The 26,280-nt window shown below is 72.2% G+C and carries 22 protein-coding genes; 13 read left to right on the top strand and 9 right to left on the bottom strand.

Features of this window, described 5'->3' with window-relative positions; genetic code table 11:
- The first annotated feature begins 61 nt into the window (after nucleotides 1-61).
- A complete protein-coding gene (locus NAEX_RS26230; RefSeq protein WP_096330217.1) occupies nucleotides 62-556 on the top strand; it encodes a hypothetical protein in 495 nt (164 codons plus the stop codon).
- A 12-nt stretch (nucleotides 557-568) separates the two neighbouring features.
- On the opposite strand, the gene NAEX_RS26225 is transcribed toward NAEX_RS26230, so the two are convergent.
- The gene (locus tag NAEX_RS26225) at nucleotides 569-1,537 is read right to left on the bottom strand and encodes a haloalkane dehalogenase (protein ID WP_245913804.1); all 969 of its coding nucleotides are present in this window, start codon (nucleotides 1,535-1,537) and stop codon (nucleotides 569-571) included.
- A gap of 67 nt (nucleotides 1,538-1,604) precedes the next feature.
- Here NAEX_RS26225 and NAEX_RS26220 point away from each other — a divergent pair, with 67 nt between their 5' ends.
- On the top strand, nucleotides 1,605-2,546 hold the full coding sequence (locus NAEX_RS26220) for a LysR family transcriptional regulator (RefSeq protein WP_096330215.1): 942 nt from the start codon (nucleotides 1,605-1,607) through the stop codon (nucleotides 2,544-2,546).
- A gap of 64 nt (nucleotides 2,547-2,610) precedes the next feature.
- Here the strand turns inward: NAEX_RS26220 and NAEX_RS26215 are convergent, their stop codons facing one another.
- Entirely contained in the window at nucleotides 2,611-3,825 is a 1,215-nt protein-coding gene (locus NAEX_RS26215) for a GTP-binding protein (protein ID WP_096333740.1), read from the bottom strand.
- A 192-nt stretch (nucleotides 3,826-4,017) separates the two neighbouring features.
- Nucleotides 4,018-4,188 carry a hypothetical protein gene (locus NAEX_RS50715; protein ID WP_170136014.1) on the bottom strand — a complete coding sequence of 57 codons (171 nt, stop codon included), beginning with the start codon at nucleotides 4,186-4,188 and terminating at the stop codon, nucleotides 4,018-4,020.
- 354 nt (nucleotides 4,189-4,542) lie between these two features.
- Between NAEX_RS50715 and NAEX_RS26210 the strand changes: the two genes are divergently transcribed.
- Nucleotides 4,543-5,175, top strand: coding sequence for a hypothetical protein (locus tag NAEX_RS26210; protein ID WP_096330214.1), 633 nt, complete (start codon nucleotides 4,543-4,545; stop codon nucleotides 5,173-5,175).
- A gap of 10 nt (nucleotides 5,176-5,185) precedes the next feature.
- Here NAEX_RS26210 and NAEX_RS26205 read toward each other — a convergent pair whose 3' ends face one another.
- Together NAEX_RS26205 and NAEX_RS26200 are read right to left on the bottom strand one after the other, a co-directional pair.
- Entirely contained in the window at nucleotides 5,186-7,666 is a 2,481-nt protein-coding gene (locus tag NAEX_RS26205) for a TonB-dependent receptor (protein WP_096330213.1), read from the bottom strand.
- A 9-nt stretch (nucleotides 7,667-7,675) separates the two neighbouring features.
- Entirely contained in the window at nucleotides 7,676-8,326 is a 651-nt protein-coding gene (locus NAEX_RS26200) for a hypothetical protein (protein WP_096330212.1), read from the bottom strand.
- A 101-nt stretch (nucleotides 8,327-8,427) separates the two neighbouring features.
- On the opposite strand from NAEX_RS26200, the gene NAEX_RS26195 reads away from it, so the two are divergent.
- From NAEX_RS26195 to NAEX_RS26180, 4 genes are all read left to right on the top strand, one after another.
- Nucleotides 8,428-8,868, top strand: a complete 441-nt coding sequence (locus tag NAEX_RS26195) for a Fur family transcriptional regulator (protein WP_096330211.1) — start codon at nucleotides 8,428-8,430, stop codon at nucleotides 8,866-8,868.
- Between the two features lie 238 nt (nucleotides 8,869-9,106).
- On the top strand, nucleotides 9,107-10,972 hold the full coding sequence (locus NAEX_RS26190; RefSeq protein WP_096330210.1) for a CRTAC1 family protein: 1,866 nt from the start codon (nucleotides 9,107-9,109) through the stop codon (nucleotides 10,970-10,972).
- A gap of 54 nt (nucleotides 10,973-11,026) precedes the next feature.
- On the top strand, nucleotides 11,027-11,878 hold the full coding sequence (locus NAEX_RS26185) for a 3'-5' exonuclease (protein WP_096330209.1): 852 nt from the start codon (nucleotides 11,027-11,029) through the stop codon (nucleotides 11,876-11,878).
- A 72-nt stretch (nucleotides 11,879-11,950) separates the two neighbouring features.
- Nucleotides 11,951-12,481, top strand: coding sequence for a hypothetical protein (locus tag NAEX_RS26180; protein ID WP_096330208.1), 531 nt, complete (start codon nucleotides 11,951-11,953; stop codon nucleotides 12,479-12,481).
- On the opposite strand, the gene NAEX_RS26175 is transcribed toward NAEX_RS26180, so the two are convergent.
- On the bottom strand, nucleotides 12,466-12,834 hold the full coding sequence (locus NAEX_RS26175) for a hypothetical protein (protein WP_096330207.1): 369 nt from the start codon (nucleotides 12,832-12,834) through the stop codon (nucleotides 12,466-12,468). The genes NAEX_RS26180 and NAEX_RS26175 overlap by 16 nt on opposite strands.
- Complete coding sequence (locus NAEX_RS26170; RefSeq protein ID WP_245913803.1) at nucleotides 12,831-13,829, bottom strand: aldo/keto reductase; 999 nt, start codon at nucleotides 13,827-13,829, stop codon at nucleotides 12,831-12,833. Before NAEX_RS26170 ends, NAEX_RS26175 begins: the two co-directional genes overlap by 4 nt.
- 381 nt (nucleotides 13,830-14,210) lie before the next feature.
- Here NAEX_RS26170 and NAEX_RS26165 point away from each other — a divergent pair, with 381 nt between their 5' ends.
- The 4 genes from NAEX_RS26165 to NAEX_RS26150 all read left to right on the top strand — a co-directional run bounded on the left by NAEX_RS26165 (nucleotide 14,211) and on the right by NAEX_RS26150 (nucleotide 19,887).
- On the top strand, nucleotides 14,211-16,469 hold the full coding sequence (locus NAEX_RS26165) for a protein kinase domain-containing protein (protein WP_338042619.1): 2,259 nt from the start codon (nucleotides 14,211-14,213) through the stop codon (nucleotides 16,467-16,469).
- Between the two features lie 154 nt (nucleotides 16,470-16,623).
- On the top strand, nucleotides 16,624-17,004 hold the full coding sequence (locus NAEX_RS26160) for a hypothetical protein (protein WP_096330205.1): 381 nt from the start codon (nucleotides 16,624-16,626) through the stop codon (nucleotides 17,002-17,004).
- 146 nt (nucleotides 17,005-17,150) lie between these two features.
- Nucleotides 17,151-18,773 carry an ABC-F family ATP-binding cassette domain-containing protein gene (locus NAEX_RS26155; protein WP_096330204.1) on the top strand — a complete coding sequence of 541 codons (1,623 nt, stop codon included), beginning with the start codon at nucleotides 17,151-17,153 and terminating at the stop codon, nucleotides 18,771-18,773.
- Nucleotides 18,774-18,882: 109 nt separating this feature from the next.
- Nucleotides 18,883-19,887 carry a ferritin-like domain-containing protein gene (locus NAEX_RS26150; protein WP_096330203.1) on the top strand — a complete coding sequence of 335 codons (1,005 nt, stop codon included), beginning with the start codon at nucleotides 18,883-18,885 and terminating at the stop codon, nucleotides 19,885-19,887.
- Between the two features lie 203 nt (nucleotides 19,888-20,090).
- Here the strand turns inward: NAEX_RS26150 and NAEX_RS26145 are convergent, their stop codons facing one another.
- Both NAEX_RS26145 and NAEX_RS26140 read right to left on the bottom strand, forming a co-directional pair.
- Entirely contained in the window at nucleotides 20,091-20,891 is an 801-nt protein-coding gene (locus tag NAEX_RS26145) for a hypothetical protein (protein WP_096330202.1), read from the bottom strand.
- 322 nt (nucleotides 20,892-21,213) lie between these two features.
- Entirely contained in the window at nucleotides 21,214-22,359 is a 1,146-nt protein-coding gene (locus NAEX_RS26140; RefSeq protein ID WP_143140299.1) for a hypothetical protein, read from the bottom strand.
- Between the two features lie 422 nt (nucleotides 22,360-22,781).
- Between NAEX_RS26140 and NAEX_RS26135 the strand changes: the two genes are divergently transcribed.
- Nucleotides 22,782-25,109, top strand: a complete 2,328-nt coding sequence (locus NAEX_RS26135) for an alginate O-acetyltransferase AlgX-related protein (RefSeq protein ID WP_096330200.1) — start codon at nucleotides 22,782-22,784, stop codon at nucleotides 25,107-25,109.
- Between the two features lie 451 nt (nucleotides 25,110-25,560).
- Nucleotides 25,561-26,277 carry a ferritin-like domain-containing protein gene (locus tag NAEX_RS50710; RefSeq protein WP_096330199.1) on the top strand — a complete coding sequence of 239 codons (717 nt, stop codon included), beginning with the start codon at nucleotides 25,561-25,563 and terminating at the stop codon, nucleotides 26,275-26,277.
- The last annotated feature ends 3 nt before the right edge of the window (nucleotides 26,278-26,280 follow it).

The raw sequence follows: 26,280 nt of genomic DNA, 5'->3' as shown, positions 1-26,280 counted from the left end.
CTCCCGCTGGCTGTGCTCGTCGGCGCCGATAGCGACAGCTCATGCTTGACGAGGAGCCCTCATGCCGAGCACCACGACCATCCGCTCCCCGTCGGTCGCCTGCTGTGCGCTGCTGCTCGCGGCGTCGCTCGCCTTCGCCGCCTCCGCGGCGTCGCTGTACGTCGACGCCGCGGAGGCCTTGCAGGACGAGGCCCAGCGCGACGCCTGGTATTCGCTGCTCGCGCGGTTGAAGCGGGACTTCGACGATATTTGCGGCGACACCTTCTGCGAAGGCGAGTACAGCAACATCGAGCCGCTGCGTTATCTCTGCTCGGTGGATCGGGTCAACGGCCGCATCGGCACGTGCGTGTGGCTGTTCGCCGCCAGCGACGAGCAGATCGATCCGGCGACCGGCGAGATCCTGGAACAGCCGAAGTTCTGGCGCTGCCCCACGCCGCTGGCGCCCGATACCACCATCGACGCGTTGCTGTCCGCGGTCGCCGGTCCGTCGCCGCTCTACGCGCCGTTGCCCGGGACGGACCGCTCGATCTACGACGGCCTGGTCGACTGTTTGTGAGCCGCGGCGCGCCTACGACCGGCCGGCGAGCCACGCTCGAATCGCGGCCGCGATCGCGTCCGGGACGTCCTCGGGCGCGTGGTGGCCGGCCTTCTCGAGCGCCGTGATCGACAGCTTCGGGAACGCCTCGCGCGCCCACTCGACCAGCGCGGGCGAGGTGAGGCCGCTGCCCGCGAAGGTGAGCAGCAGCGCGGGCACCTGCCCGCTCGCCAGCCACGCGCCGTTGCGCTCGACGATCGCGGCGACGTCGCGCGGCTCGCCGTCGATCGGGATCTCGCGCGGCCACGCCAGGATCGGCCGCCGCGACGCCGGGTCGGGGAACGGCGCGTGGTACTCCTGGCGATCCTGCTCGGCGAGGCCGCGATGGACGCCGTGCGCGAGCGACCGCGCGAGGAACTGGTTCTCCTCGAGGACGAGCTGCTCGCCGACGCCGGGCGTCCGCAGGGCCCGGAACAGCTTCTCGCCCTCGGGCGGCCAATCGTGCCAGTGCATCGGGCGCAGGAACGTCTCGAACACGACGACGCCGCGGACGCGGTCGGGATGACGCGCCGCCCAGTCGAGCGCGAGGACCCCGCCCCAGTCGTAGCCGACGAGCAGGACGTCGCGCAGGTCGAGCGCGGCGAACCACGCGTCGAGGTAGCGCGCGTGGTCGACCAGCCGATAGGCGATGTCGGGCTTGCCCGAGCGCCCCATCCCGACGAGGTCGGGCGCGAGGCACCGCGCCGCGCCGGCGAAGTGCGGGATCACGTGCCGCCAGACGTGCGAGGAGGTCGGGTTGCCGTGCAAGAACACGATCGGTCGACCCTCGCCGACGTCGCGGTACGAGAGGAAGCTGTCGAGGACCTCGACGGTGCGCGCTGCGTCCGCGCCTGCGTCGCGGCGGGTGGTGCTCGTGGGGGTGGTCATGCGCTGGCTCGTGGGGGTGTGGGTCGGTTGGCAGGCCGCCAGCGCGAGCGCTGCGGCCATCGAGGACCTGTGCATGCCTCCACCATGCGCCGGCGGACTCGAACCTGGTACTGATGATTCGTGAGTCGTAACCTCATCTCCCGTGAGCATCGAAGCCATCGACCTCAACCTGCTGCACGTCCTCCACCTCGTGCTCACCGAGCGCAGCGTCGCGGGCGCGGCCCGCAGGCTTCATGTCACGCCGTCGGCCGTCAGCAACGCGCTCGCCCGCCTGCGCGACCTCCTCGACGACCCGATCGTCACGCGCAAGGGTCGCGGCATCGTCCCGACCCCACGCGCCGCCGAGCTCGCGCCCGCGATCGCTCGCGCCCTCCACGACCTCGACGTCGCGCTGTTCGCCGCGCGCTTCGATCCCGCGACCTGCACCCGCACGTTCACCCTCGCGGTCGCCGACGCCGGCCAGCTCACCTACGTGCCGCACATCGCCCGCCGCATGACCGCCGAGCTGCCGAGGGCGCGCCTCCGCGTCGTCGGCATCGACTCGCTCGTCTCGCTCGGCGACCTCGCCGCGCCCGAGGTCGACGTGCACATCGGCATCCCGGGCCGTGGCCCGGGGATCCACCACGAGCCCCTGCTTACCGAGCACACGGTCCTGATCGCCCGCGACCGCCACCCGGCCACCCGCGCGCGCCTCACGGGAAAAGCCCTCGCATCGCTGCGCCACGTCCGCGTCGAGATGGTCCCCGGCCGCGCCTTCCGCGATCCCGTCGCCGACAGCTACAAGCGCGCCGGGGTCGAACGCGAGGTCGTACTGTCGGTACCGACCTTCACCGCAGCCGCCGCCGTCGTCGCGGCGACCGACCTCGTCGCCACCGTCCCCGCCTCGTTCGCGCGCGCGTACGGCCCCCGCTTCGACGTCCGCGCGCTCGCCGGGCCCATCCCCGCGCGCCGCATCTCGCTCAGCCTGTCGTGGCACGAACGCACGCACCAGGAGGCGGCGTCGATCGCCTTTCGCACGCTGATCAAGCAGGCGATGGCGCAGTTCGGCGAAGACAAGGAAGGTCCGGACCTGCGCGGCAGCTGAAGCGCGCGAGCCCCCGGGCGACCTGCGCCCTCGGCCGGCCGACGCTCCATCCGTCGAGCGTCCGTCACGCCGGGGACACGTCCCAGGCGCCGAACGGATCGGGGAGCCTGCGCCAGGCCGTCGGCCCCGCGGCGAACTCGGCCGGAGTGAGCAGGCAGCCGTCGAGCGCCGCTCGCAGGCGGACCTCGTCGAGCCGCTGACCGATGAACACCAGCTCCTGCCGGCGATCGCCGACCTCGGGGTCCCACACCGCCGCGATCTCGCTCCGCGAGGCCTGGTCTTTCGGCCATGTATCTTCCGGCATGTCCGCCCACCACGGGCCCGCCGCGCCGAGCGTGCAGGCGACGCCCGCGTGCGACCATTGCCCGCAGCCCTCGCGGGTCGCCAGCCAGACGAAGCCCTTGGAGCGCAGCACGCCGCGCAGGCGGGTGGTGATGAATTCGTAGAGGCGCTGGGGGTGGAACGGGCGGCGGGCGCCGTACACGAACGAGCCGATCCCGTACTCCTGCGCCTCGGAGGTCACCACCTCGCGCGGCTGGGTCAGCCACCCGCGGGCCTGGGCGGCCCGCTCGGGATCGAAGCGGCGCGCGCCGAGGACCTCGCGCACGGGGATCCGGCCGTGCTCCGCGGCGATCACGACGGCGGCGGGGTTGAGGCGTCGCAGCAGCGCCCGCAGCCGACCGAGCGCCTCGGCGTCGACGAGGTCGGTCTTGTTGATGACGATCACGTCGGCGAACTCGACCTGCTCGACCAGCAGGTCGACCAGCAGCCGCTCGTCGCCCTCGCCGAGCGAAAGCCCGCGCGCCCTCAACGAGTCGGCGCTGCGGTAATGCGCGAGGAAGCCGGCCGCGTCGACGACGGTGACCATCGTGTCGATGCGCGCGACCGCGTCGAGCCGCTGGCCCTCCGCGTCCTCGAAGGTGAAGGTCTCGGCCACCGGCATCGGCTCCGAGATCCCCGTCGACTCGACGACGAGGTGGTCGAAGCGCCCCTCGCGGGCGATCCGCGCGACCTCCACCAGCAGGTCCTCGCGCAGCGTGCAGCAGATGCAACCGTTCGTCAGCTCGACCAGCCGCGCGTCGACGCGCCGTAGCTGCGCGTCCCCCTGGCGCACCAGCTCGGCGTCGATGTTGATCTCGCTCATGTCGTTGACGATGAGCGCGACGCGGAGCCCCTCGCGGTTGCTCAGGAGGTGGCGTAGCAGCGTCGTCTTGCCGGCGCCGAGGAAGCCGGACAGCACGGTGACGGGGAGGCGAGGATCGAGCTTGTCTGGCGTCATGGTCTCCTGGACCGGCACGCGCGCGATGCTCTCACTCTTGCAATCTCTTTGCAAGAGACATTCAAAATTTTTTGCAATCTCATTGCATCCGTGGACCAGCGCGTGCTCGCGCGTGCCCGGCCGGACCCACACCCGACGCGCGCGAGGAGGCGCGTGACGGCTCCTCGGGCGAGGCTCGCCGCGCCGCGGGCCTCACCGGCGCGCGGGCTCGTCGAGCGGCTCGTCCAAGTCGACCGCGAACCGGAGCTGCAGGCCCCAGCCCGACTCGTCGGCGAAGGAGCGCAGCAGGCTCGACACGCGGGTATCGGGGAAGTCATAGCGACCGGCGAGCCCGAGTCCTTCCGGAGTGGGGGCGGGACGCATGCAAGTGATCCGGCCCGTCCGTAACGTCTCCCCCCATCCAGCGTGTTACCCTTCCGGCGCGTGACCATCGCCCGAAGATGCTTGACGGACGGCTCGACCAGGGGTAGAGCATCGAGAATGCGAAGCTCAAATGTCTGCCTGCTTCTCCCCGTCACATTCGTTGTAGCGTCTTTGACAGGGCCGGCTTGTGACGCGGGGGAGGTTCCCTCCACCTTCTCGCTCGGGGGCACCGACGCGATTGAAGAGCAAAAATCAGACGGCTCCGAACAACCGACAAACTCTTTAGCGCTTGAGTCCGGCGAACTCGTACTCGTCGGCCAGAGTGTGTTTCATGACCGAGATACAGAAATTCGGATGTATGAGACCACCAGCGGGTTGACGATCCTGGTTGAAGACGGCCCCATCGATCGGCCCGCCATGTTGCGGTCTCCAACGTCCGAGCTCGACCTCTCTGTCCTGGAAATCATGCTCCAGGGCGATGTCGAGGGCGACATTCCTGCTGCTCTCTTTGACGAGCACGCGATGCGGTTCAGCCGCCCTCCCGTCGAGAGATCGGGCCCCTCTTACGTTGATTTGGAGTCTAACGATCCTGCCACCTGTACGTTGACGGACGATGGCGAGATCTTCGACGCGAGCAAGGCTTTCTACGACGAATTCGCCTGGTTCTATCGATGGTACACCCCTTCAAACTGGGCGGCACTCCCCGTCCAAGTGACCTCGTCCTGGTACACTGCCGAGATGGCTCAGGCGCATCTGTGCAACAAAGCAGGGAACAGCGTGTATTTTAACCTCGAGTGGGCGCTGCCTGGGGATCCGAACTTCGCGGATTATTTGGTGCTGACGAACGTCGGTCGTCGCACCACCGTGAGAGCCTTTCATCACACTCAAAGCTTTGATTTCCGATCTGCGCTGACTCCATGGGCCTTTACGCATGTCAACCAGGAGACATTCTGGGGAATGCTTTGGTGCGCAGACTCGGTCTGCTGACCAGCGCCGATCACCGGCGCGGGCGCTCGTCGAGCGGCACGTCGAAGTCGACCGCGAAGCGGAGCTGCAGGCCCCAGCCCGCCTCGTCGGCGAAGTAGCGCAGCAGGCTGGTGTAATCGCGGTAGCGCGTGTTGGTCAGGTTGGTCCCGATCAGCGACAGGCGAAACAGCCGCCGCTCCGACATGAACTCGACGCCGGCCCCCGCGCCGAGCAGCGCATAGGCCGGCGGCGGCGGGCTGAAGTCGACGTCCTCCGGGAACCGGCGCTGGCGCGCGACGATGGTGGTGTTCACCTCGATGTAGCCGCGCCCCGACACCCGGGTGTCCGGGAAGTAGTAGCGACCCGCGAGCCAGTAGCGATCGGCGGGGATGAAGGCGAGCGGGGCGCCCGTCTGCAGGTCGAGCGCGCGCACCCACGAGGCGCTGCCGGCCAGCCCGAACGGCAGGCGCGGGGCCCGGAGGTCGAAGCGCAGCTCGCCGCCGCCGAAGAACGCGTCGACCGGCGTGAACGCGAACACCGGCAGCGGCCCGCGCGCTGTGCAGCTCAGAAAGCCGCACTGGCCGTTCTGTCGCTGCGGCACGAAGTAGATGTAATCGTCGATGTAGGCCGCGTGTCCCGCCGCCTCGACCAGCAGCCAGTCGCCGTCGTACTGCAGCGTCGACTCGCCGCCCCACGAGCGCTCCACGCCGAGCTTCGAGCTGCCGACGCCGAGGATCGGGAACGACGGGGCGGCGCCGTTCATGAACTGCTCGTCGATCGAGGGGATCCGCGCGGACGAGTTGAGCTGGGTCCGCCAGGTGAACTCGGGGGCGCGACCGAAAGGCCGCACCAGCGCGCCGAGCGTCGCGGACGCGGTGTGAAAGCCTCGCTCGCAGGTGCCGCCGTCGCCGCTCGCGCGGCAGGTCGTGGGGTCGAGGCGCCCGCCCGCCTGTTGCCCGAGGAAGTCGCGCTCCCGCAGATCCGCCGTGCGGTGGAGCCCCTCGTAGCGCGCCCCCAGCTCGAGCTCGACGCGCTCGTGGACGAACCGCTCGATGTCGTAGACCGCCCAGCTCGCCTGGCGGTAGTCGGGGATCAGCGTCGACGACGAGGTGAAGCGGTTGGTCTGGTGGCTGAAGGTCGCGCCCACCGTGCCGACCAGCGACCACTGCCCGAGCTGCAGCCGCGCGTGCTCGTAGCGGACCTCGGCCGCGTGCGTCGCCAGGCCGAACGTCAGCTGCGGCCCCTCGACGCTCTTGCGGACGACGTCGTACTCCTTGCGGTCGTTGAACTGGAACGAGTACAGCGCGTGCAGCTCGCCCGCGCGGCCGAGCCCGACGCGCGCGCGCGCGAACGCCAGGTGGTGCCAGATCTCCTGCTTCGCCCGCTCGATCTCGAAGTCCGCGCGGTACAGCTCGGCGCCGATCGGACGCGAGCGCGCGATGCTCTTGTCGAAGTCCTCGGGGCTCGAGATCCGCAAGCACGTGCAGATCCCGCCGACCGCCCGCATGACGCGGTAGCCGACCCCGAAGTCGACCGCGTCGCTGGCGTAGCCGAGCTGCGTCCCGGCGTTCCAGGTCGCCGCGCCGGTGTTGTCGAGCGGGTAGGTCGGCGTCACCACGGCGCGGTGGCGGGACGCGTTGCCCTCGACCCGGATGGCGAAGCCGCGAGCGCGGGCGGGGGCCCAGTCGATGCGCGCCGAGCCGCCGCCGCCGAGCGGGTTCGAGTAGCCGACGGTGCCGATCTCGCTGCGGACGCTCGGCCGTTGCGGCAGCGGCCGCGAGTCGAGCAGGACGACCCCGCCGATCGCCTTGGCGCCGAAGCGCGTGGTCCCGGCGCCCTTGACCACGGTGATCCGGTCCGCGACGTTCGGGTCGACCTCCGGCGCGTGGTCGATGCCCCAGTCCTGGCCCTCGTGGCGGATGCCGTCGACGACGATCAGGTTGCGCCGCCCGACGTGCCCGCGGATCATCGGCTTGCTCATGCCGCCGGCCGTGCCGCGCAGCGTCGCCACGCCCGACATGCCCGACAGCGCGTCCGCGAGGCCCTGACCGCGCGTCCGCGCCAGCTCGGCGCCCGCCAGCGACTGGCTCGTCGACACCCCGGTGGGGCGCTCGGTGTGGACGTTGACGGCGATCACGTGCCCGCTGTGGCGCGGGTGCAGGGCCTCGAGCTCGATGCGCGAGCTGGTGGTCGACCCCGACAGCGCGACCTTGAGGCGCCCCGGCGCGTGCTCGGGCACCTCGGCCACGACCTGCATCTCGCCCGCGCACAGCCCGTCGACGCGGACCCGCCCCTGCTCGTCGGTCCGCGCCTGGATCGGCGCGCTCCGCCCGGGCGCGCGCAGCTCGAGCCGCGCGTCCGCCAGGCCCTCACCGGTGCCCGACTCGACGACCGTCGCGACCCACGCCACCGCGCAACCGGCCGCGGGCGCCGGCTGCTCGGGTGCAGGCGGCGGCGCGGCGGGCTCGGAGAGGCTCAGGTGCAGGAGGAGTGCGACGAGTTCCGCGGCCAAGCGCGCGCCTCAGGATACGGCGAGGACGAACGAGACGTCGGCGTCGACGCTGCCCGGGAGGTCGCGACCCGCGGCGAGGTCCGCGGCCAGCTCGCCGGTCTTCTGCGGCTGCCCGTTCACCTCGGGCAGGTGGCGCAGGATCACGCGCAGCTCGCCGGTGCCGGCGGCGTTGCCGGTGATCGTGTTGACGAGGCCGACCGGCAGGTCCTCGCCGACCGCGTTCGCGCCGTAGTCCGACTCGACGTCCGCGTAGGCGTGGGTGACCAGCGTCGTCGGGGCCGACGACCCCGGACCGGCCACGTCGCCGACCACGAACACCATGTGGTCCTCCGCCTCGGCCTCGATCTCGCCGGTGAGGTCCTCGGGCGGCTGGACGAGCGAGTTCTGGAAGCGGACGGCCAGCGTGTACTCCACCCCCGCAGCGAGCTCGACGCGGTCGGCGGTCCCCGAAGCGCCGCCGTCGCCGTCCGGATCGTCGAACGCGAAGACCAGCGGCGCGCCCCCGGCGGTCGGCGTGAACGTCAGCTCGACCCGGGAGATCACCTCGTTCTCGTGGTCGTGATCGTGGTCGCCGTCGTGGCCGTGCTCCTCACAGGCCGCGGCAACCAGGGCCGCCACGAGCGCCGCGCCCCCGAAGATCTTCTTGCAATGCCTTTGCATGTAGGGGACCCTAGTCGAGGCCGACGCGCCCTGTCAAGCGGGCGGTCGGTGGACCCGACGCCGGCGGCTGCGACCCGCCGTCGTGCTACCCTGCGGCGACGATGGCGCGCTCGAAGACCCCCTCCCTGGACGCTCTGCGCGCCCTCCTGCGCGACGCCGGCCTGCGCTGCACGGCCCCGCGGGTGGCCGTGCTCGAGCACTTCCAGACCCACCGCAAGCCGCTCAGCCACGGCGAGCTGGTCGAGGCGCTCGCCGACCGCGAGTTCGACGCGGCGACGATCTACCGCAACCTGATCGACCTCGAGGGCGCCGGCCTCGTGAGCCGGGTCAACGTCGGCGACAACGTGTGGCGGTTCGAGCTGCGCGACCAGGACGCCGAGACGCAGCGCGAGCACCCGCACTTCGTCTGCGTCGAGTGCGGCGAGATCAGCTGCCTCGAGCAGGTGCGGATCAAGCTCACCCCCGCGCCGGGCTCGCTCAAGTCGGTGGTGAACCAGGTGTCGGAGATCCTGCTCAAGGGTCAATGCACGCGGTGCGCCTGACCGGCCGCGCCGACGGCTGCTGGCGCGCGAAGGACTCACCCGTCCGAGGGGCGCGCTCGCCCGGGTCCAGCGGCCCCGGACACCGTGGCCCTCGCCCGGCCGACCGGCCGCGACCCCGACAGGTAGAGGCCCGGCGCACCTCTTTGGCCCGTCCGCGCGACCAGCCGCGGCGTCGTCCGCCCCGTGATATCCTGGCGGCTGTCGCATGCGCTCTCGTACCTGTACCTTAGGCCATATCATGAGTGTCGCCGCCGCGCTGACCGCCTGCGGCGGCGAGGGCAGCCCGACCACCGGCTCGACCGCCGACACCACCACGGGCACGACCGACGCCGCGACCACCGAGCCGACGAGCACCGGCACCACCGAGGCCCCGACCACCGGCGAGCCCGGCTTCACCTGCACCCCGCTGCCGCTCACCCCGGCCGGCCAGGGCTTCTTCCGCGACATCTCCGACGCCAGCGGGATGCGCGTCGACAACTTCGTCCCCGACCCGCCGACCCCGATCCCGATCAACGACCACAGCCGGCTCGCCTTCGCCGACCTCAACGGCGACGGCTTCGACGACATCGTCGCCCACAGCCTGTTCCCCAACCCGCAGCAGGGCGTCCCGTTCGAGCACCTCGTCTACCTCAACGACGGCGACGGCACCTTCACTCACTTCAGCGACGAGTCGGGCCTGCGCGCCGTCCAGGCCGGCTTCTTCGCCTTCGGCGACGTCGACAACGACGGCGACCAGGACGTGTTCGCCGGCCTCGACATCGAGCTCGAGGGCGAACACAACCGCGTCTTCCTCAACGACGGCGCCGCCCGGTTCACCGAGGTCCCCGACGCCGGCGTCGCCGTCAAGAACCTCGCCGGCAACGCCGTGTTCGCCGACTTCAACGGCGACGCCAACCTCGACCTCTTCGTCGGCAACGGCCAGACCAGCTACGCCGTCTCCGACCAGCTGTTCTTCGGCTACGGCGACGGCACCTTCCAGGACGTCACCAGCGTCTACATGCCGGGCGACCGCGACCAGCCGAGCAACGGCAGCGTCGCCTGCGACTACGACGACGACGGCGACCTCGACATCTTCGTCTCCACCTACGGCGTCAGCGTGTATGGCGGCCACAATCACCTGTGGGAAAACGACGGCACCGGCAAGTTCACCGAGGTCGGCCTGGAGCGCGGCTTCGCGGCTCTGGCGACCGGCAACTACTGGCTGGCCAGCACCGGTATGGGGATGAACCCCGAGCCGGACGTCGCCGCCGAGGACGTCGTCGGCTCCAACGGCTTCGGGATCCAGTGCGAGGACGCCACCGGCGACGGCCTCCCCGACGTCTTCCTCACCGCGATCTCCCACCCCGTCGACGGCGACTACTCGCGCAAGTGGTCCGACCCCTCGCAGCTGCTCGTCAACGGCGGCCCGGACGCCGGCTACGCCTTCAAGAATGAGTACCTCGCGCGCGGCCTGCCGTTCAACGAGGGCGACATCGACGGGGCGATGGTCGACTTCGACAACGACGGCCGCCTCGACCTGTCGGTCTCGCGCGACGCCAAGTACGAGCCGGGTTACAGCGAGATCGAGCAACAGGCCTGGTTCGGGCTGATGCATCAAGAGGCCGACGGCTCGTTTACCAGCGTCGGCCCGATCAGCGGGATCAACGACTCGCAGGCGACGCCGGCGCGCATGAAGCAGGCGCAGAACCACGCGTGGGCCGACATCGACCACGACGGCGACCTCGACCTGCTGGTCGGCGGCCGCGACATCGGCGGCGCCGGCCGGCCCAATTTCCTGTTCGAGAACCGGGTCGGCCAGGACAACCTGTGGATGTCGATCCGCCTGCGCGGCGACGGCGACGCCATCAACCGCGACGCCATCGGCGCCCGCGTCACCGTCCGCTACGCCGACTGGTCCGTGTCCCGCGAGGTCAAGTCCGGCCGCGGCACCTACAACTCGCACGACTCCCGCACCCTCCACTTCGGCCTCGGCGACCTCGGCTGCGACTACGAGGTCGACGTCCGCTGGCCCGACGGCACCACCCGCACCTTCTCCCCCGAGGAGCTGCCGACCGGGCGCCTGGTCGTCCTCGATTATCTCGAGGGCGTCCTGGTCGACCCGTGAACGCCCCCGCCCGCTCGTCAGCGCACGCGACCTGTGCCACCATCGCCGCCCTGCATGCCCGCCGCGTTCGACCGCGTCGTCGTCCTCGACTTCGAAGCGACCTGTGACTCGGGCACTCCGCCGAGCCCGCAGGAGGTGATCGAGTTCCCCTCGGTGCTGGTCTCGCTGCGTGACCGCGAGGTGGTGGACAGCTTCGGCACCTTCGTCCGTCCGGTGCACCACCCGACGCTCAGCGCGTTCTGCACCGAGCTCACCACCGTCCGCCAGCAGGACGTCGACGCCGCCCCGGTGTTCGCCGACGTCCTGGCCGCCCACCGCGCCTGGCTCGAAGGACATGGCCTGTTCGACGGCCAGGGCCGCGAGCGGTTCGCGTTCCTCACCTGCGGCGACTGGGACCTGCAGACCATGCTGCCGGTCCAGTGCGCCGCCGCCGGGATCCCGATCACCAGCCTGCCGCGCGCCTATCGCCGCTGGATCAACCTCAAGAAGGTCTTCCTCGACGTCGTGCGCAAGGCCAAGACCACCAGCATGCTGGCCATGCTGCAGGCGCTCGGCCTCGAGCTGCAGGGCACCCACCACCGCGGCATCGACGACTGTCACAACATCGCCCGCCTCGCGCTCGCCCTGGCCGACCGCGGCGCCCGCTTCGAGCTGACCGGCAAGCTGGCCGCCTCGCACTACCCCGAACTTCCGCTCGAGCTGCAGCGAGGCGACCGCGTCGAGCGAATCTTCTTGAAGAAGCGCCACCTCGCCAGCTTGCTCGGCCTCGCCAGCGGGGTGTTCCGCACCAAGATCGTCCGCGTCGTCGGCCCCGACGGCGCCGCCATCGAGGACGACGACCCGCTCGCCGAGCTGCCCCCCGAGTCGCGCCTCCGCGTGTTCGGTGCCCGCGACCCCGCGACATGACTGTTTCGACATGCCCTCGCGGACCTGCCTGAGAGGACATGTCTCTTCAACCATACCCACCGCCACCTCGCCATGTTTGATGAGACGCGCTACGCCTACGTCGGCCCGCCGGCGATCCGCGATCGCGCCCGCGGCGAGCCCGGCGCGGCGATCGTAAACACCGCCGACCTCGAGCGCTGGCTCGCCGCCAACCCCGACGCTGCCGGCGAGGGCGCCACCTACGTCGTCGACTTGCAGGGCCGCCTGCGCCTGGCCCCGCGCCGCTCCGAGCACATCGACTGCGCCGGCGGCCAGGCGGTGCTCGCCGCCGGCGAGATCCGCTTCGGCCGCGCCGCCGACCGGCGAATCGTCGTCCCCGAGGTCAGCAATCCATCGACCGGCTATTGCCGCGACCCCGACTGCTGGCGATCCGTGGCCGCGGCGCTGACCGCCGCCGGCGTCGACGCCCCCGCCTTCTTCACCCGCGCCTTCGTGTTCCGCCGCTGCCCGGCCTGCGCCGAGATCAACCTCGTCAAGGACGACTGGTTCGCCTGCGCCGCCTGCGACGCCGAGCTGCCGCGCGCGTGGAACTTCGCCGCGCCGGCCGCTCAGACGACGTCGTAGCTGTCCTTGCCGCGCCCGACCTTGAACGGCTTCAGCAGCTCGGTCTCGGCCAGGGCGGCCAGCAGCCAGCGCTCGCAGCGGCCCAGGTGCCTGAACGCCTTCGGCTCGATCTTCGGCCCGGTCTTGACCCGCTCGCGCAGCGCCGCCAGGCGCTCGGGCCTGCGCGCGTCGCTGCGCTTGAACTCGGGCACCAGCTTCTTCACCAGCGCGCGCCCGTAGGCCCGCTCGGCCCGCTGGAGGCCCGCCTGCCCGTTGCGCGCGAGCTGGGGTCCGAGCTTGGCGGTGTCGAGGTCGAACCGATAGCGCAGGACGGGGTCGCCATGACGCCGAGCGTACGACGCCTCGCGCCTCACTCCGCCACCAGCGCGGCGATCTTCTCGCGCTCCGTCGCGTCGGGCAGCCGGCCGAAGCCCGCGCGCACGTTGTCGGCCATGTGCTTCGGCGAGCTCGTGGCCGGCAGCGGGCAATGCACCGCAGGGTGTCCGAGGATGAACTTCAAGAAGAGCTGGCCGAAGCTCGTGCATTCGAGGTCGGCCGCCCACCCCGGCAGCGGCTGGCCCTTCACGCGCGCGAACAGCGACCCGCCGTCGAACGGGCGCATCACCAGCACCGCCACCCCGAGCTCGGCCGCCGTCGGCAAGAGCCGCTGCTCGGCCGCGCGGGTCGCCGCCGAGTACGGCAGCTGCACGAAGTCCAGCGGCTCGCGCCGGAGCACCCGCTCGAGCTCGTCCAGCCCCGAATGGGTGTAGTGCGTGATCCCGAGGTAGCGCACCCGCCCCGCGTCGCGCAGGCGCCGGAGCGTGGTGATGTGCGTGTCGAAGTCGAGCAGGTTGTGGACCTGCAGCAGGTCGAGGCGGTCCGTCCGCAGCAGCCGCATGGATCGCTCGATCTGCGCCTCGCCCTCCGCCCGGCCGCGCGTCCACACCTTCGTCGCCCAGAACGGCTTCGCCGGCGCACCTGTCTCTGCGACCAGGTCACCCGCGACCTCCTCGGCCCGCCCGTACATCGGCGAGCTGTCGATCACCCGCCCGCCCGCCGCGGCGAACTGCGCCAGCACCTCGCGCAGCGGCGCCCGCTCGCCCGCCCCGCGCCCGACGTCGAAGGTCTGCCAGGTGCCCATGCCGATCGCCGGCAGGGCCTCGTGCGTGCGCGGATGGGTGCGCGTCAGCATGGTCGTCGCTCCTCCTGCCGGGGTCGTCGGCGTCGCTGCGGCCGTCGTTGTCGGCGCCGCCGGTGTCGCCGCGGACGCCGCGCTCGAGCGCGGGCCGTCGGCGGCATCGACCTGTCCCTTGCGACAGGCGGCCACCAGCCCGCCGGCGACCCCGAGCAGCGCGCGACGGCTCATCATGCCGCAAACCTACGGGAGCCGGCCCCACCCCGCAACCGCGCCGACTCGGCCGCCGCAGAGGTCGCGTCGATGGGTCCCTCCGGGTGCCGCTCGTCGGCTCGGACCCGCTCGACGTCGACGTCGTGCCGCCGGTCGTCGGCTCCGGCGCGCCCGAGGGGTCGCTCGTGGCAGGCTGACCGCCCGTACCTGAACCGCCGGTCGGGTCTGGGCGCCGGTCGCGTCGGTCGCGGTCGACGCCGCCGTTCCGTCCCCTGCGGATCGCCGGCCTTCTGCTCGCAGGCGAGCATCACCGCCCGGGGAAGCCAGGTCCGCCGCATTCCCCGGGGCGGCGCGCCTGCAGACGGCAGCCAATCGCGACCGCGCCCGGTGTAGTGTCGGAGCATCTCGAAGACGCACCCAGACACCCTGCCGCCGCGCGACGACCGGCCGGTCCGGTGGATCGGCCGCATCATCGACGGCCGCTACCGGATCGTCGAGCTGCTCGGCGAGGGCGGCATGGGTGCCGTGTATGTCGCCGAGCACCTCAAGCTGCACAAGCACGTCGCGCTCAAGACGATCCGGGCCCAGTTCGCCGCCAACAGCCAGGCCGAGGCGCGGTTCACCCGCGAGGCGCTGGCGACCGCCCGGCTCGATCATCCGCACGTCGTCAGCGCGATCGACTACGGCCATTTGCCCGAGGGCGGCGCCTACCTGGTGATCCAGCTCGTGCGCGGCCACAGCCTGACGAAGCGGCTCGAGCAGGGCCCGCTGACGTGGCAGCAGGCGTGCAAGCTGGGCGCGCAGATCGCCGACGCCCTCGCGGCCGCGCACGGCCTCGGCATCATCCACCGCGACCTCAAGCCCGACAACATCCTGCTCGAGCCGCGCGAGGGCGACGAGTTCCACGCCCGCGTCCTCGACTTCGGCATCGCCCGCGTCTCCGGCGGCGAGGGCACCGGCACGATCGCCGACATCAGCCTGCCGATCACCCGCATGGGCGCGGTCGTCGGCACGCCCGGATACATGGCCCCCGAGCAGGCCGTCGGCGAGAAGGTCGACGTCCGCGCCGACCTCTACGCGCTCGGCGTCATCCTGTGGGAGGCCTGCACCGGCCGCTACTTGTGGGACGCCGAGTCGCTCACCGACCTGTTCGCCGCCCAGCTGTCCAAACCGGCCCCGCACCTGCCCGCCGCCACCCGCCGCGAGATTCCGCCGGCGCTGGCGACCCTCGTCGACCACCTGCTCGCGCGCAAGCCGGAGGAGCGGCCGGCGACGGCCGCCGTCGTGCGCGACGAGCTGCGCAAGCTCGCCCTCAGCGCCGAGGTCAACCTCATCCTCGCGGCAGGCCCTGCCCCGACTCATGGCGGCGCTGCGGCCGGCTCTGCCGCCGCGCTTGCTGGATCCGCCTCGAACGCCCCCGCCGCGAGCGCGGCTCTGGCCCCCAACGCCCCCGCAGCGCTCGTTGCCTCCGCCTTCAACTCCTCCCCCGCCGCGAGCGCTGCTTCCGCCCCCCGCTCCCCCGCCGCGTCAGCCGTAGCCACTGGCCCCGCCGCACGTCTCGGCTCGCCTGCCCCGGGCGCCGCCGTTGCATGGTCCGAGGCGAGCCGCTCGCCCGCACGCGGCTCGCCCGCCCCGGGCGCGCCCGCTGCGACGCCCACGGGCTCCGTCGCGCGACCCGGCCCGGCCCCCGACAGGACCCCCTCCGTCGCCGAAGTCGTGGCCGCGGTCCCGTTCGCCAGGCTCTCGGCGGTGATGCCGGGCTCCGCCGCCGCGTCCCCGCTGTCGGGCTCTGCGCCCGCGGAGACGCCGGCGAAGCCATCGCCTGCCGGATCTGCCACCGACGCCTCGTCCGCGAAGCCGGGCCTCACCGTCATTTCCGCAGTCACACCGGCCGCGGGGCCCGCTGCCGCCATTTCTGCCGCGAGCTCCGGACCCGCCATTCCTGCGACCGCGAGTGCTGTGATTCCCGCCGCCTCGACCTCGGGGCCCGCGGCTGCCGCCTCGACCTCCGGGCTCGCGCCCGCGGCCTCGAGCCCGGTGGCGGCGAATCGCACGATCACCGCTGCGAACCGGGCCGTCGCGCCCGCGGGCAGCGCCACCGCGATCCCCCGGGTCGTCCGGCTCGGCGGTCTGATCGGCCTGGTGCTGATCGTCGTCACGATCCTCGTCGCCGTCCGGGTCTCTGGCCGAAAGGACAGCCCCGCGAGCGTCGCCGCCCCCGCCGACGCCTCCGCGAGCGTCGCGCCCGCGGCCGAGCCTCCGCCTCCGCCGCGCAGCGGTCGCAGCACGATCGACGAGCTGATCGCCGAGGTCCCGGAGCTCTACGCCGAGCACGCGCGGACGCTGCTGACCAGCGACGACGCCCGCGCCCGCGCGCGGGCCGGCACCGCCATCGCCCTCGCCCCGCCCGAGGACAAGCCTGCGATCCCCGAGTACCTGCGCAACCTCGCCTGGTTCGAGCAGGTCACCGACTGCGAGGACAAGCGGCCGATCCTCGACAAGATCCGCGAGGCCGACGACACCCGCGCCTTGCCCGGCCTGCAGCGGATCGCCGCCACCCCGCCCGGCGAGTGCCGCGTCGGCTTCATGCGCTTCGAGTGCATCGAGTGCCTGCGCGACGAGCTCGCCCGGGTGATCGCCCGCTTCGAGGCCCGGCCTTGAGCCGCCGCGCCGCTCGACGCCGCGACATGTCCCTTCGACCATCCTTACAAAAGGACATGTCCCGATGGGCATGTCCATTCGACCTACCCCGTCCGAGCGCCCCGCGCCTCTCACCCCCTCGACGTCCGCCCCGCCTCGGCCGCATCCTGGGCGCATGAGCGGCCGCACCTCGTTCACCTGTTTCCGCGACCTCGTCGAGCACACGCGGCTCGGCCCCGGCCATCACGCCGTCGTCGAGCTGCTCTTGCGGCTGTGCACCGAGGTCGACGCCTTGCGGCAGGCGCTGGCCGACCCGCGCGTCCCGGCCGAGGTGCGGGCCGGCTACCGCGACGCTTACGCTCGCGTCGTCACCCGCGCGCACGACCCGGCCGGCCCGCTCGGCGCCCCGGAGAAGGTCCTGCGCGCCTTCTACAACCGCGAGCCCGACGCCGACCGGCGCGCGCCGGAGCTCGGCATGGCGGCCAGGCTGGGGGCGGGCCCCGACGAGCTCGCGGCGCTGCGCGCCACCCTCGAGGAGGTCGAGCAGTACATTTGACCGCGTCACGAGGTGCGCGGCGAGCGGGCTCCAGGACCGCCCATTCGTCGTCCCTCGCCGCGCGCGCTCTCGCGGCGATCACGCCGTGCACCACCGCACGGCCCGCGCGGGGCCCATGCGCCGCGGCTCATGTAGTCTCCGCGCCCGTGATCCACATCGACGCCATCTCCAAGCAGCACGGCAAGCTGCTGCTGTTCGTCGAGGCCTCCGCCACCGTGTTCCGCGGCGAGAAGGTCGGGCTGGTCGGGCCCAACGGCGCCGGCAAGACCACCATCTTCCGCATGATCATGCAGACCGAGAGCCCGGACGAGGGCCAGGTGCGGGTCGAGAAGAACATCTCGCTCGGCTACTTCAGCCAGGACGTGGGCGAGATGGCCGGGCGCAGCGTCGTCGCCGAGACCATGGACGGCGCCGGCCCGGTCGCGGCGGTCGCCGCCGAGCTGGCCGCGCTCGAGCAGGCGCTGGCCGACCCCGCGCGCATGGACGAGCTCGACGTCCTGGTCACCCGCTTCGGCGAGGTCCAGGCCCGCTTCGAGGAGCTCGGCGGCTACGGCCTCGACGCCCGCGCGCGGGAGATCCTCGCCGGCCTCGGCTTCGACCAGGACATGATGGACGGCGACGTCGGCAAGCTCTCGGGCGGGTGGAAGATGCGGGTCGCGCTCGCGCGGATCTTGCTCATGCGCCCCGACGTGCTGCTGCTCGACGAGCCGACCAACCACCTCGACCTCGAGTCGATCCTGTGGCTCGAGGGTTACTTGAAGGACTTCCCGGGCGCGCTGATCATGACCAGCCACGACCGCGAGTTCCTCAACCGGATCGTCACCAAGATCCTCGAGATCGACGGCGGCGAGCTCACCACCTACGGGGGCAACTTCGACTTCTATGAGCAGCAGCGGGCCCTCGGCGAGGCCCAGCAGCAGGCCCAGTACGAGCGCCAGCAGGCCATGCTGGCCAAGGAGATCCGCTTCATCGAGCGGTTCAAGGCCCAGGCCGGGCGGGCCGCGCAGGTGCAGTCGCGGGTCAAGAAGCTCGACAAGATCGAGAAGCTCGAGCCCCCGCGGCGGCGCAAGGTCCTGTCGTTCGACTTCCGCGTCGCCCCGCGCAGCGGCAACGACGTCGTCAAGCTCAGCGGGATCCACAAGGCCTACGGCAAGAAGGTCATCTACGCCGGCTTCGACCTGATGATCCGCCGCAAGGAGCGGTGGTGCATCATGGGCGAGAACGGGGCCGGCAAGTCGACCCTGCTCAAGCTGATCGCCGGCCAGACCCAGCCCGACCGCGGCGAGGTCACGATCGGCGCCGCGGTCAAGCTGGGCTACTTCGCCCAGCACGCCATGGACCTGCTCGAAGGGTCAGGTACCGTCATCGAGTCGCTGATGGCCGCGTTCCCGCTGGCCTCGATCGGCCAGCTCAAGGCGCTGGCGGGCGCCTTCGGGTTCTCGGGCGAGGACGCCGACAAGCCGGTCCGGATCCTCTCCGGCGGCGAGAAGGCCCGCGTCGTCCTGGCGCGCATGCTCTACGACCCGCCGAACCTGCTGGTGCTCGACGAGCCGACCAACCACCTCGACATGGCGACCAAGGACATGCTCGTCGGCGCGTTGTCCAACTTCGAGGGCACGATCGTGTTCGTCTCGCACGACCGCCGGTTCCTCGCCGCGCTGTCGAACCGCGTGCTGGAGCTCGGCGCCGGCGAGCCCCGCGTATACGGCGGAGGTTACAGCGAGTACGTGGCGCAATCCGGCCACGAGGCTCCAGGAATGCGGGCGTAAGCCGATTACACCGCGCCCGCGCTTGACGATCGCGATCGTCCGGCTCAAGTAGTCAGCGCCGCCATTCGCGGCCTTGGTATCGGCTACTGTCCGGGATGATAGGATCGTCATGCTCGTATCGCGTCGCCCTCACGTCCGCCTCAGCGCCATCGCCACCGCCGTGCTCGCCCTGGAAGCGGCCGGCTGCGGCACCGCTTCCAGCTGCCCCGACCCCAGGCCCCGGACCTCCGATTTCGTGGGCGCGGTGAAGGGACCGGACCTCGAGAACGCGCGCGAGGACGGCGAGACCGACGCGGACCGCTGCGAGCTCGCCTGCCGGGTCGTCGCCGAGGAGGAGCTCGACGACATCATGAAGTGCGAGGCGGTCGGGCCCGAGGCCGATCCCGAGCACCCCTGGGCCGAGGGCGTCGACGAGATCACCGTCACCTGCACCGCCACGTACACCCCGGAACAGTTCTGCACCGGCCGCCGCCCGCAGGGCCACCGCGAGGCCGAGATCGTCGTCCAGTCGCGCGCCGACTGGTTCGCCGTCCACGCCCACCTCGAGCGCGCCGCCGTGACGGCGTTCCGCGAGCTCGCCGAGTGGCTCGACCGCCAGGGCGCCGCCGCCTCGCTGGTCGCCCGTTGCCGCGACGCCGCCGCCGACGAGGTCCGCCACGCCGACGCCCTCGACGCGCTGGCCCGCCGCGACGGCGCCGACGTCCCGCTCCCGCGCGCCGATCCGCCCGTCGACGACCTGTTCGCCGTCGCCTGCCACAACGCCGTCGAGGGCTGCGTGTCCGAGGCGTTCGCCGCCGTGGTCGCCGCGCACCAGGCCGGCCACGCCCGCTCGCTCGAGCTGCGGGCCCTGTTCTCGCGCCTGGCCGCCGACGAGCTGCGCCACGGCCAGCTCGCCTGGGACCTCCACGCCTGGCTGTGGGACCGCCTGACGCCCGCGCAGCGAGCCGCCGTCGCCGAGCTGCAGGCCCGCGCGCTGGCTGGCCTCCCGCAAAGCTCCCGCCGCGCCGCCGCGGCCACCCCGCGCGAGCTCGGCTGGCCGGGCCCCGACCACGCCGCCCGCATGGCCGAGCTGTTCGCCGACCGCCTGCGCGCCGCCGCCGGCCTGGCCGCCTGATCGCGCCGGGCTCGACCGAGCCTCCGCGTCATTGCCGAACGGGCATGTCCTCACGAACATGCCCGTTCAGACCTGCCTTAAAGAGCCTGCTCTCGCAGCCAGCTGCCCCGCGAGCGCGCCGTGCTCGACGCGAAGCGGCGGGCGAGCAGCGCCTCATCCGCCGCGCGAGCTCGTGCGTCGCCGGCAGGCTCGGGCGCAGCCGGTCAGCCGCACGCGTCCATGTAGACCATGTTGTCGTTGCCGCAGTAGTAGTTGTCGCCGTTCGGCATGCAGCAGCCGATGCCGTTGACCTCGCCGTCGACGGTGCACGGGTCGCCGACCGCGACATTCGGCGGGCAGTCGATCGGGTACACGCCGTCGGGGTCGGAGCCGGCGCCGCCGCAGCCGTAGTACAGATTGGCGGGGTCCCAGCCGCAGTTGCCGTGCGCTCCGCCGCTCGTCTCCGACTCGGTCGTATCGAAGGTCGTGCCCGGGGAATCGGTGGTGCTCGACCACTCGGTGGTGGTCAGCGGCCCGGTGGTGCTGATGTCGGTGGTCGACGTCGAGCCGCTGCCACCACACGCCGGCTCGTCGGGGAACAGCGCCCCGTAGTTGGCGAGCCCCTCGGAGCAGGCGTCGAGGCACTCCTGCGTCAGCTCGGGCGTCGTCCAGCAGGTGCCCTCGGGCCCGTAGGCCATCTCGACCTCCGGCAGCGAGTCGGGGGCGAGCGCCCCGACGCACTGGATGTACTGCGGACAGTCGCCGTACTGCCCGCCGCTGCCGGTGGTGCCCTCGGTCGGCCCGCCGGTCTCGGTCGCGCTCGTGCCCTCGGTGCCGCCGTCGGTCGGGTCGCCGGTCGGGTCGCCGCCGCTCGGGTTGTTGCCGCTCGGGTTGCTGGTCGGGCCGGCCGAGGCCGTGATGTTGCCGATCGTATCGAGCGGGTCCTTGTTCTCGCCGCAGGCGACGAGCAGGAGCAGGGACGGGACCCAATTGACGAGGGGACGAGACAGGGACGCGGGGGACATCGGCGGCGCTTCTACCAAGCGCCCCCGCCCCCCGCAAGCGTGGCCGCGGGCCCTCGGGCCAGGTCCCCGGCCGTCCTGGAGCCTTCGCCGCCCGACGGCCCGCACATGTCCCGAGAGACATCTGACAGTGGCCCTGCGCCCCGCCGGGCCCCGCGGTCGCTCTCGTCCCCGCGGCGCCGGCGGACGCCGCCATGGCGCTCCCGGCCGCGAGCGGTCGGACCGACCGCGTCGATCCCCCGGCCCGCGCCCGCAGCCGCGCCGGTCCTGCCGGCCGCCGCGAGCACGAGCGAACCCGCGAGGACCGGCCCTCGCGGGACCTCGGTCACGGCGTGCAGTAGGCGACCGTGCGGCCGGCGTAGTCCGTGGTCGCGCAGCCGGAGTAGCCGGCGGCCACGCAGTCGATCGTGCCCGGCTGGTCCCAGTCGCAGAACGAGATCGTCGCGCCCTCGCAGCTCTCGGGCGCATCGAGCCCGCACTGCGTGTTCACGAGGCCGCACGAGGCCCCGCCGGCGAACGGCCCCGCCTGCAGGTAGCCGCAGCCCTGCCCGAGCGGCTCGACGGTCGCGCAGTCGCGCCGGCTCAGCTTGCCCCCCGCGCAGGTCTCGAGCACGTCGCCGTCGCACTCCTGCGAGAAGAAGTCGCACGGCTCGCCGGTGCCGACGCAGGCGTTCGCGTTGCGCATCGGGTCGAAGCCGCAGGTCTCGCCGGCGATCGTGAACCGCTTCTCGCCGTCCTTGCCGTTGATGAGCACGAAGTTGTTCTGGGTGCGGCAGTCGACCCGCTCGAGGAACCCGTCGGGGTTGCACTCGATCAGCACGTCCGGGTCGTTCGGGTCGCACGTCGACGCCGTCACCCCGTACTCGCACGGCTCGAGCCCGCACCCGGCCCAGATCTCGGCCCCGCACTGCTGCCCCGCCGCCGCGCAGTCGAGCGCCGCGACCGGCTCGCCCTCGAAGCCGCAGACCACCCACTCGTCGCCCGCGCACAGGCTCTCGCCCGGCTTGTCCGCGCAGGCGTCCGCGTGCGGCGCGGCCGGCGGCGTGCAGGCCCGCACCGTCTCGCAGTCGGGCGCGGCCAGCTTGCACTCCATCGCCTCGATCGCCATCCGCATCGTCCCCGTCGACGCCCACGTCCACGGCACCTCGAGCGCGTGCGCCAGGCAGGCCTGCAGCCCCATCGGCGCGCCGCCGTCGGCCTCGCAGGCGTTGATGCGCAGGCAGTGGGCCACCCGCGGATCGATCTCCGACCCGGTCGTGCTGTCGGTCGTGTCGCCGCCCGTCGGCGCCCCGGTGGTCGGCTCGGTCGATCCCTCGCTCGTCGATGCGGTCGTCGTCGCGCTGTCCGTCGTCGAGCCGGTGGTGGTCGTCGCCCCGTCGGTCGCGCCGCCGTCGTCGCCGCAGCCGACCACGAGCGCCCCGCCGAGCGCGAGGGCCACGAAACTTCTATGCACATGCCAAGAACGCTGCATGCGGCGAGGGTTAGCACGCCCATCCCACCCGGCCACGTGACGTTTTGGCCCGGCGCAGCGGCGCGAGCTTGCGATCCCTCTCGCGCCGCGGGACCGCCGCGAATCGTCACGCCGACGCGCCTCGATGTCGCACCTGATCCCATCATCCACACCCGCACCTGCGGATCTTCCCACATGCTTTCCAGGACATTCCCCTTCCGCCATGTTTTTTAAGACATGTTTGAATGGACATGCCATTGTTCACGCGTCGCGCTCCCCTCGAGCCGGGCCGCGGCCGGGCCGGCTGGGCGCGCGCCGGTTCGGGCGCCAGCGCGCGCCGGACGGCCGTTTCCGCGCTTTTCTCACGCGGATTACCCCTCCGCCGGCGATCCGGAATACCCTCACCGTGGCCGGCCGTAGATCGCCGGCCGAGCGAGGCGACGATGGCCCAGCGAGCCGAACCCCCCAGCCCCACGCCGCGCCGCCGCGGGCTGCGGGCCCTGTCGATCACCGTCCAGCTGCTGTTCGGCCTCGGCCTCGGCGCCGCGCTGACCGAGGTCGCCTTCTCGGTGCGGAACGGCGGCGCGTTCCCCCACGTCAACTTCTACGTCGCCGACCCGGAGCTCGGCGTCCGCCTCGAGCCGGGCGCGACGATGGAGTTCCAATTAAAACCCAACCCGGCGACGACGATCCACGTCAACAGCCGCGGCTACCGCGGCGACGAGTGGCCGGCGCCCGGCGGCGACGAGGTGCTCGTGGTCGGCGACTCGCAGGTGTTCGGCCTCGGCGTCGACGACGACCGCACCTTCTCGGCCCAGCTCGCCCAGCTCAGCGGCCGTCCGGTGATCAACGGCGGCGTGCCGACCTACGGGCCGATGGAGTACCTCGCGGTCGCGCGCGAGCTGCTGGCCGAGCGCCGGTCGAAGACGGTGGTGGTGGTCCTCAACTTCGTCAACGACCCGTTCGAGATCGATCGGCCCAACCGCGAGCGTCACGCGGTGTGGGACGGCTGGGCGGTGCGCAGCGAGACGGCCCCGACCTCGGTCACCCAGTTCCCGGGCCGCAAGTGGCTGTTCTCCAGGTCGCACGCGTTCTACACCCTGCGCCGCTGGCTGCACGCGCGCGGGTCCGTGAAGATCCCCGAGGACTCCGAGCTCGGCAGCCCCGTCGACGTCGGCACCCCCTCCGAGGGCGGCCTCGACGACCTCGTGCTCGCCAGCCGCACCGCCCGCGCCGCCGCCGACGCCGAGCACCAGACCGCCGTCGCCGCGCTCACGACCTCGCGCACCCGCCTCGACGCCGTCGACAAGCAGCTCGTCGAACAGCGCGAGACCATCGACCGCAAGCTCGCCGCCGCCAGCGAGGACGGGAAGCTCGGCAGCTTCCAGCTCGAGGTCGCCCGCGGCAGGCCCGGCGACATCGTCCGCGAGGACTACGGCGAGTCGAGCCGCTCGATCCAGGTCACCGCCAGCCTCATCCGCCAGGCCGCCAAGCTGCGCAACGACCACCTCGCCGCGCAGCTCAAAAAAGAGGAGAAAGCCGGCAAGACCGAGCTCAAGGACCTCGTCAAGGCCGAGGCCGACCTCGTCGCCGAGCAGCAGCGCCTGCGCAAGGAGATCGCCGCCGGCGTGCCGCCGCCCAGCCGCCCGCCGTCGCGCTTCCACGAGTACCTGCAGCAGTTCAAGGCGATGTGCGACGAGTACGGCGCCGAGCTGGTGGTCGTCGCCCTGCCGATCGACGTCCAGGTCGACCCCGGCGAGTGGGCCAAGTACAACGTCAACGACGCGCCCGACATGCAGGACTCGCTGATCCTGCTCGAGGATCTGGTCGCCGACGCCGAGGCGCTCGGCCTGCGCGCGCTCGACGTCACCGCGGCCCTGCGCTCGGCCCAGCCGGGGGCCTTCCTCGACCACGACATCCACATGACCGCGAAGGGCCACGCCGCGTTCGCGGTGGCCCTCGCCGATCGGCTGAAGACCCCGCTCGCGGCGCCGCTGCAGGCCCCGCAGCCCGGCCTGCCCCCGGGGCGCTCGTTCGTGCCGACGGCCGCGGAGTGGGCGTCGGCGCCGGAGGTCAAGGTGGTCGGCTCGACGGCGCTCGGCTGCTCGACCCAGATCGAGCGCGAGTGGCTGCGCGTGCAGTGCCGCCGCCGCAGCGCGACCGAGGGCTTCGGCGGGGTCGTGGTCCGCGAGGGCGCGACCCCGGCGACGATGGCGATGCGCACGCCGGACGGGCTGTCGCTGGTCACGCCGCTGACGGTGGGCGAGCCGCTGACGGCCCGCTTCTCCTGGAAGAAGGAGGTCCACGACCTGCAGATCCGCTGGCCCGCAGGGGCGGACGGCAAGGCGAAGTTCGCCGGCGAATTCGTCAAGGCGGAGCCGGCGATGCTTCCGACCGACGCCGCCGCCGAGGCGGCGATCGCCGGCCTGTGCGCCTGCCACAAGCTGACCCGCAAGGAGCAGCTGTGCCCCCAGAACGGCAAGCTGCTCGACGAATACGAGCAGGACGTCTACGACTGCAAGGAGGTCTGCAGCGACCTGTGGGGCGATCCGTCGCTGATCGCGGCTTGCACGCTCCAGTACCCGGAGGAGAAGGACTGCGCGGCCCGCCTGGCCTGCGCGCAGAACGACCCGCTGTTCGCGCCGACATGTCCTGAAGGTCAGGTACATGCATTCGCCAGCAACCACTGCCGGACGCCCTGCGACGAGGACCACCCGTGCGAGGGCGGGCGCCGCTGCATGCCGTGGCACGGCGGAGGCGTGTGCTTGTGAGCGTCACGCGGGGGCTCGGCGGCAGCCTGGGAGCTGCGCTTCGCGATTTGCCGACTGCGCCTCGCGGGGGGGCCGGAGAAGGGGCGGCGACGAGTTCAGCGTCTGGCTGGACGCTCGTGCCTCGCGCCCAGCCTGCCTCGTATTCGTCGCTGCCCCTTCCCCGGACCCCTGGCACGGCTGCAGCCGTGAGAGGCCGACACGCCGACGGCGACTCCGAGGAACCATTGTCGCCCGGAGCCGAGCGCCGGGCGTCTGTTCGACGGCCGGGTCTGGCCGCCGAACAGACGCCTCCTCGCGGCCTCCACGCCGTGTCCTCCTCCCGCGAGGAGACACGCGTCGCCGCAACGAATATGTCCTTCGAGACATTTCCTCGGAGACATGCTTTGAAAAACATATCACTGCCGAGTTCCCGACCGCAGCACGCACGGACTGCCCGCGCCGGGAGGCGCCGATGAGCCGCGACGTCATCGGCGCGCTCGCCCGCCTGCTCAGTCCGCTGGCCTGGAGCGGTCCGGCTCGCAGCGCGCGCAAGCTGTACGCCTTCGCGCTGGCCGAGCAGGGCAGCATGCTCGACCTGCGGCTGGCGGCGGCGCGCACCTCGTCGGCGGCGCGGGCGGCCGCCTATTTGCGCCACGCCGACGACGAGGCCCGGCACGCGCAGATGTTCGCCCGGCGGGCGGCGAAGCTCGCCGGCGAGGCCGCGCGGCCGTTCGTGCTCCCGCCGCTGCGGGCCGACTGCGAGCGGCTGTTCGAGCTGCTCGGCGAGCGCGACTTCCTCGCCTTCGTCCACGTCGGCGAGGAGCGGGCGCGGCGGCAGTTCGAGGCCTACGTCACCTGGTTCAAGGGACAGGCGCGCGATCAGGACGCCGTCCTCTTCGAGACGATCCTCGTCGACGAGCGGCGGCACGGCCGTTACACCCGCGAGCTCCTGCTCGAGCTCGTCGGCGAGGTCGAGGCCCGCAAGGCGCTGCGCCGCGTGGCGCGCTGGGAGCTCGGGCGCCGCTGGCTGCGCGCCGGGCGGTTCGTCGCCGAGCGGGTCTACCTGGTCCTCACCCTCGCGCTTTACGTCCTGGCCGCGCCGCTGGCCCTGCTGGTGCGCCTGGTCCGGCCGATCCGCCCGGGCCTGCGCGCCGAGGGATCGGCCCGAGCCCTGCCCGCGCCCGAGTGATCG

The sequence above is a fragment of the Nannocystis exedens genome (genome assembly GCF_002343915.1).
Lineage (GTDB): Bacteria > Myxococcota_A > Polyangia > Nannocystales > Nannocystaceae > Nannocystis > Nannocystis exedens.
Note: the sequence above shows the minus strand (reverse complement) of the source record. Positions and strands in the feature narration are given on the sequence as shown.

Coding starts and splice junctions, on each gene's coding strand:
- NAEX_RS26230 (WP_096330217.1), top strand. CDS start 62: ATGCCGAGCACCACGACCATCCGCTCCCCGTCGGTCGCCTGCTGTGCG.
- NAEX_RS26225 (WP_245913804.1), bottom strand. CDS start 1,537: ATGCACAGGTCCTCGATGGCCGCAGCGCTCGCGCTGGCGGCCTGCCAA.
- NAEX_RS26215 (WP_096333740.1), bottom strand. CDS start 3,825: ATGACGCCAGACAAGCTCGATCCTCGCCTCCCCGTCACCGTGCTGTCC.
- NAEX_RS50715 (WP_170136014.1), bottom strand. CDS start 4,188: ATGCGTCCCGCCCCCACTCCGGAAGGACTCGGGCTCGCCGGTCGCTAT.
- NAEX_RS26210 (WP_096330214.1), top strand. CDS start 4,543: ATGTATGAGACCACCAGCGGGTTGACGATCCTGGTTGAAGACGGCCCC.
- NAEX_RS26200 (WP_096330212.1), bottom strand. CDS start 8,326: ATGCAAAGGCATTGCAAGAAGATCTTCGGGGGCGCGGCGCTCGTGGCG.
- NAEX_RS26195 (WP_096330211.1), top strand. CDS start 8,428: ATGGCGCGCTCGAAGACCCCCTCCCTGGACGCTCTGCGCGCCCTCCTG.
- NAEX_RS26190 (WP_096330210.1), top strand. CDS start 9,107: ATGAGTGTCGCCGCCGCGCTGACCGCCTGCGGCGGCGAGGGCAGCCCG.
- NAEX_RS26185 (WP_096330209.1), top strand. CDS start 11,027: ATGCCCGCCGCGTTCGACCGCGTCGTCGTCCTCGACTTCGAAGCGACC.
- NAEX_RS26180 (WP_096330208.1), top strand. CDS start 11,951: ATGTTTGATGAGACGCGCTACGCCTACGTCGGCCCGCCGGCGATCCGC.
- NAEX_RS26170 (WP_245913803.1), bottom strand. CDS start 13,829: ATGATGAGCCGTCGCGCGCTGCTCGGGGTCGCCGGCGGGCTGGTGGCC.
- NAEX_RS26160 (WP_096330205.1), top strand. CDS start 16,624: ATGAGCGGCCGCACCTCGTTCACCTGTTTCCGCGACCTCGTCGAGCAC.
- NAEX_RS26150 (WP_096330203.1), top strand. CDS start 18,883: ATGCTCGTATCGCGTCGCCCTCACGTCCGCCTCAGCGCCATCGCCACC.
- NAEX_RS26145 (WP_096330202.1), bottom strand. CDS start 20,891: ATGTCCCCCGCGTCCCTGTCTCGTCCCCTCGTCAATTGGGTCCCGTCC.
- NAEX_RS26140 (WP_143140299.1), bottom strand. CDS start 22,359: ATGCAGCGTTCTTGGCATGTGCATAGAAGTTTCGTGGCCCTCGCGCTC.
- NAEX_RS26135 (WP_096330200.1), top strand. CDS start 22,782: ATGGCCCAGCGAGCCGAACCCCCCAGCCCCACGCCGCGCCGCCGCGGG.
- NAEX_RS50710 (WP_096330199.1), top strand. CDS start 25,561: ATGAGCCGCGACGTCATCGGCGCGCTCGCCCGCCTGCTCAGTCCGCTG.